Source organism: Shewanella gelidimarina, assembly GCF_023283945.1.
Lineage (GTDB): Bacteria > Pseudomonadota > Gammaproteobacteria > Enterobacterales > Shewanellaceae > Shewanella > Shewanella gelidimarina.
On record NZ_JAKIKW010000012.1, the window covers coordinates 134076 to 140429 of the forward strand.

At 42.5% G+C, this 6354-nt stretch carries 3 protein-coding genes; 2 read left to right on the forward strand and 1 reads right to left on the reverse strand.

The features are described 5' to 3' along the window. Nucleotides 1-559 precede the first annotated feature (559 nt). Nucleotides 560-1564: a DUF4382 domain-containing protein gene (locus tag L2729_RS12130; protein WP_248988506.1), complete on the forward strand. Its 1005-nt coding sequence runs from the start codon at nt 560-562 to the stop codon at nt 1562-1564. Between the two features lie 295 nt (nt 1565-1859). Next, nucleotides 1860-3404 (forward strand): glutamate synthase-related protein, encoded by a 1545-nt coding sequence (locus L2729_RS12135; protein ID WP_248988507.1) that lies wholly within the window; start codon nt 1860-1862, stop codon nt 3402-3404. A gap of 380 nt (nt 3405-3784) precedes the next feature. On the opposite strand, the gene L2729_RS12140 is transcribed toward L2729_RS12135, so the two are convergent. After that, nucleotides 3785-4792: a DHH family phosphoesterase gene (locus L2729_RS12140; protein WP_248988508.1), complete on the reverse strand. Its 1008-nt coding sequence runs from the start codon at nt 4790-4792 to the stop codon at nt 3785-3787. Between the last annotated feature and the right edge of the window lie 1562 nt (nt 4793-6354).

A 6354-nucleotide genomic window follows, 5' to 3' on the forward strand; every position in this document is an offset into this window, starting at 1 on the left:
TGGGAGAAAGAAGCATAGCGACGTAGATGGCAATGGTAGCGATTATCGCAAGACGCTGGGCTTATCACTCGTTGCTTATGACTGCTAACAAGGGATCAGCTTGTTATTAGGCTCACAGGGTGAGTGGCGGGGTACCTTATAGTGCAGAGAGCAACGCTACCATGAGGGCATGAATGGTGCTTGCTGTTGCTAATACCATCCACAATCCACCGACTTACCTGCAATAGATAAGAATAAATTCACCGACACTGCCGCCGGAATAAACCTCAGTAGATATAGTGGGTTGGTAAATTTATCATCCTGCAAATGGTGTTTTTTGTTTGATTTGTAATACCGTCGTCGAATAAATACGCCGTAAAAGTGGTTTTTTATTCTTTTAATATGACCTGCATTATTGCTTGCATGAATCAAAACCCTTTATTTACAAGTAGATGTAACAAATCATATGTACCCGTATGTTGCATATTGATCTGTATCATCTTTACAGTTAAAAAAGTCAGCCCTTATACCCCTAAAGGGTTATGCTTGTGGAAATGTATAGGTTCAATAATGGGGCGTTATGACGATTTGTAAAACAGTGTTGGTGTTGTCCTCGATTTTTTGGCTTGGGGCTTGTGGTAGTGATGGTGATAGCACTGTGACGGCGCCGAAATTACCTCAGGGTAAATTCTCTTTAGCCATTTCTGATTCACCTATGACTGGCGTTTCCCATGTGGGTATGGTCATGGGGGAACTGGTCATGACAGACGCCGCGGGCGTTATCCATAGGCATGACTTACAGAGTATGGCATTTAATCTACTCGATTATCAGGGGATTGATAGCCATCTTATGGTCGATAGCATCGACTTGCCCTCAGGGCAATACCATGATGCTTATGTCACCATTCATCAGGGCGATGGCAATCAGGGCTGCTATGTTGAAGATGGTCAGGGGCGTCACGGTTTGCATGTTGAAAATGGACAGCTGCCCGTTTCAGATGTTGAGATTGTCGCTGGGCAGCATCTTGCCATCACCATGGAAATTGATTTGTATCGTGGCCTGTCTCAGGAGCAGGGACAATACAACTTAAGCCATGAGGCTATGTGGTCCATCGATAATAGCCATATGGGCCACTTGTTGGGTGAGGTAGACCCCCAATGGATTGCCGATTGTGAGACGGCTTACACGGATCTGACCCCGACGGGAGGCCAATTTAACCATTTGGCCTACCTGTACCCAGAACAGGTAACCAATATAAACCAAATGGCGGATATGGGAACCAATCCGCCAGCGAGTTTCACCGCCCCTACAGCGGTAAGTCCTATGATGCAGGATATCGACGGTAACTGGCACTTTTCCATGGGCTACTTGCCAGCCGGAAACTATCGGGTTGGCTACAGCTGTTTAGGGCATTTAGATGACCCAATCGCCGATGATATCAGCAGTGGTTCTTTTGTAATGTTTAAAGATTCTGGTTCAATTACCATAGAGACTGGAACACAGGGCGGTCAGCAGACGGTACATGAGTGCGGGAATGGTAATGGTGGCCATCACGGCGGCATGCACGGTGGTATGGGCGGCTAGCGATGGTGATTCAGGCTCTGATTCACTTTCGGAGCCTGGAACACAAAGTGACAATTAGTTTTCTCTGTAACAGGCTATGGGATATTAGCATGTTAGGACCGCTGCATTTTCTTAATGAGTAGCATGGATGGCTTGTTAGTGCCTATCGTTGCCCTTATTGATGACTTCTAGCCAACGGATCATTTAATCACCTTGAATAAGAGATACTTTTTTTAGAAATACCAAAGAGGTTATCCTTCTTCTAACCTTATAGATAAGCCATGAAAAGTGGATACTATAATTAGAAGGATGGAACATGAGTAAACCTATTGTTGCGGACAACAAACCGATCAAAGTCGATTTGACCAAAGATCAGGAATATTATTTTTGTACCTGTGGTCGGTCTAAAAACCAACCCTTTTGTGATGGTTCTCATGCTGGAACGGACTTCAAACCTAAGAGTTTTATAGCTCAAGATAGCGGCGATGCCTACCTTTGCTGCTGTAAACACAGCGCGACCTTACCCTTTTGTGATGGTTCTCATAAGCAGTTCTCTAGTGAGCAAGTAGGGCATGAAGGCCCAGGGCTGCAGATCCAAGTCACAGGCGAGGCTCCTGTCGCTACGGCTACCAAAGAAGAACCGACGGTCGAGTTTATCCATCAGCTCGCACGTGAAGGGCTATCTAAGATGGGACACCATGGTCCAATGACGTCGATGGGGGTGCCAAGATATCAGCTTCCTCACTGGGATGATCTGCAAGTCATGGTGGCACAGATGGCAAAAAAACCATTGCAGGAAGATGTCTCAGTAAGCACTGAGTTAGTGATTGGCCCGCAAGCGAAAAAACCCCTTATATTAAATATTCCATTGTTTGTTTCAGATATGAGCTTTGGTGCTTTGTCTGAAGAGGCCAAGATTGCACTGGCCACGGGAGCAGAATTGGCCGGAACGGGGATATGTTCAGGTGAAGGCGGGATGCTGCCTGAAGAGCAGGCGGCAAACTCTCGTTATTTCTATGAATATGCCAGTGCAGGGTTTGGCTATGATGAGTCCAAGTTGAAAACGGTGCAAGCGTTCCATTTCAAAGGCGGGCAAGGCGCTAAAACGGGTACGGGAGGCCACCTACCTGGTAATAAGAATATTGGCAAAATTGCCATGGTTAGGGGGATCGAAGCGGGAACGGCAGCAGTATCTCCACCCACTTTTAAAAATCTGCATACCGTAGAAGATTTTAAGCAGTTTGCTGATAGAGTGCGCGAGGTGACGGGAGGCATTCCTATCGGCTTTAAGCTCAGCGCCAACCATATTGAAGATGACATTCAATTCGCGTTAGATGCGAGTGCTGACTATATCATTCTCGATGGCCGTGGTGGTGGTACTGGAGCGGCACCACAGATGTTTAGAGATCATATCAGTGTGCCCACCATTCCCGCGTTAGCACGCGCCAGAGCTTATCTTGATAAACAAGGTGTTAGTGGAAAAGTTACCTTGATAGTCACCGGCGGACTTCGTGTTCCAATGGATTTTGTTAAGGCAATGGCGTTGGGAGCCGATGGCGTTGCGATATCAAATAGTGCGATGCAGTCGATTGGTTGTGTCGCTGCTAGGATGTGTCATACCAATAACTGCCCAGCAGGAATTGCTACTCAAAAAGCGGATCTAAGACAAAGGCTTAATGTGATTAAAGCATCAAAGCAGTTGCGGAACTTCTTTGAAGCTTCAGTTGAGCTGATGCAAGTGATGTCGAGAGCGTGTGGCCATGATGATTTAAACAAATTCAACCAACACGACCTTGCCACTTGGAATAAAGAGATGGCAGAACTATCGGGTGTTAAATACTCTGGAATGGCTAAATTTTAGTATGGAGCAGTAATGATTTTTATTTTTTATCAGTATGTTACATGATATCGCGTTCAACTAGGTTAACAGCGAATAAAGGCCCCTTGCTAAAGATTAGCAAAGGGCCTTTATTCGTTTACTTGACGGTGACTAACTGGCTTTATTTATACAGATGAGCAACAAAGACATATACGAACACCCCCACATGGCCTAGGCATTACACTTTCAATAGCCATGCCTTTGTGGGGTGCTTGACGGATATATTCAATGATTTTTAAATCTTAGTGATGCTTAAATAGGACTCATTATTTGGTGTTCTAAGCATGTGCAAGCTCCCTTTACAAAGCAAATATAGTTAAAGGATATAGCTACATATTTTGTCTGAACTTTGATGCTACTTACTATTGGGTTGTACTTAAATTCAAACTTCTCAATGTTAAAATTGAATCGATGATGGGAGATAAATGAACGTTTTCGTTATCGACAAATTTATCAAAAAAATCTTTAAAAACAATGCCGCCAGCCATGTGTGGATGTCCTCCCCCAAAGCCTATATTTTTGAAGTTCAATTGTTCTCTCATAATTTTAGCAACATCGACATGTTCACATTCTGACCGTAACGATAATTGTATCCCTTGATTATTAGACTGTGCCACGACAACGACATCAAGCTCGTTGACAGTCAGTAGGAAGTCTCCAAGAATTCCCAACATATTTTTAGGGCAGTCTATAGAGACGGTTGCTAAACCTACCCCTTTATTCTGTTCAACAGACTGGCAAACATGCTCAAACAATTTTAGCTCTGTATAAGTAATTTCATTTCGGCAAATTTTATTAACTAAAGCTAGATCTGCACATTGATTAAACACAATAAAAGCTTTTAGGTCCGCAGAACAAACACCACGGGTTAAATGTGCAGTATCAATCTTAAGACCAACGAGCAGCGCAGTAGCGACTTTTTTAGGGATATTGATATTTAAAGCCTGAAAATATTCAAATATTATTGATGCAGTTGCCCCATAGTTTTCCCTCACATCACAAAACCATAAGTTTTTTGGCGGCGTCACAACATGGTGATCAATAACAGCAATTTCTTCCCCTGGCATATCGGTGACATTTCTTTCCCCAATACAACCATCGATAGTTATAATTTTATCCATAGGAGTTAACTGAGCTTTGCTGCAATGCGTTACTGGTATATCTAGCCACTCAATCATATTGGATAAAGAGATCCGATCAATTTCGCCATTATAAACAATGAGTGAATCTATCCCCAGCTCCTTAAGTAGGTATGACATTGCATAGGCCGATGCAATCGCATCATGGTCTGGGAAATCATGAGCTTGAATAACTACACGCTGTAAAGAAGATAACTTTTGTATAAAATTAATTAATGTAGTGTTTTTCATTATGTTATTTACTTTATTAATTTTTAATCAGTGAGGTCATGGATAAGTGAGGGCAGAGCAAACTTTTCAAATATCAAAAAATTCAGACCCGCTATCCTATTTGTAGTTTGAAATGCTTTAGTGAGATTAAAATGGAAGGCTTTAGCGCTTTGAGTCGGTACTTAATGATAAGAACCTTGTTTAGTGACCCTTTGGCTAATGCTTCATCCTTGACTCTTGCTGTTCATTGGCAGCTAGCATTCCTTTGTTTTACCGACAATAACCTACTTTGATCAAGGTTTCCATGGCTCTCGCTCAAAGAGTTCATTCTACCTTCGCCTTTCCTCCTGAAACATCCAAAATTGAACATTCAAAAGTATCGATATCCCTGCAAAAGCTTGCCAACTAGCATGTGTGGCTTATTCGTTTTATTTGATTCTATCTTCCCCAGGTTAACTGTGAAATTGAGTAACTAATTCATTGGGATTGTCATATGTCTACGAAAATGCCGTAGAGGAAATCAATCTCTCAAATTTACTTAAGCTTGATCATGCTTTTTTAAATAACAATCATATTAAAGCGCTTAAACTCGATGGTACTGATGTCAGGTACCTAAACTTGAAAATAATTTAATTGAAAACATTGACCTGAGCAATGCTCGAAGCATTCGTGATTTGACCTTAACGGGTAACCCCATTACCAATATTGACCTGTCTAACCTGCAGGATTTAACAGCGTTAACTATCTATAATACTGGGATAAGTGCTTTAGATGTTTCATATAATCAAGATCTTATATTGATCGGTGCCAAGGATAATAACATCGAAAGCATTCGATTTTATAATAACCCTCAGCTGAAAAGCATTAATGCCTTAAAGCCATTAAAAATTAGATTGATATCGTCTTTCTAAAATTAAGACATTATTTGTTAATGCTAGTCGCCAACATTAGAGCTTTGGGTTTAACTAATTCCTATCCGTGCGACCTGAGGTCGTATGAAGCGCTGTTCACCCCGATAAGAGTGAACCATCTGTATCACCAGATGACCCTAAGACTCTGAATAAAGCAGCGAGTCTGACAATGTAACGAAGTCCATTGGACGGGAACAGAATCGTGAGAGGATGTTCCTCCTGATAACCACAATCGGGTAAGTGCTAGGGTGTCAGTATGATGAACGTAAGTGAATCCATTTAAGGTGCGTTATATGAGAAACAGCGGAAGTGGTTTATACGCTGTGGCCAAAAGGCACGAGAGTTGGAAAGAGATTGGACAGTGCTCTTTCGTGATCAAATAACTCTTCGCACTATAGTGGGCATCTAACCTGACATTGCGCGACATACGGAACAGGGTAAGCCTGTATTGCTCCCCCTTGGGGAAAGTGGCCTGCGAAGGCTACCGATAGTAATGCAGGTAAAGGAGGCTAGAAAAAGCGAATGCCGCATTGTAATGATGCGGATACTGATTTTATCTGACGCGAAAGCGAGCTGACTTCTAGCTGGTCTCCCGTTGCAAGATGATTTGAAGAACTTTATTCAAGGAGAAACGCAAATGATGGCTTCAAACGAAGTTAGTGCATCTCCTGA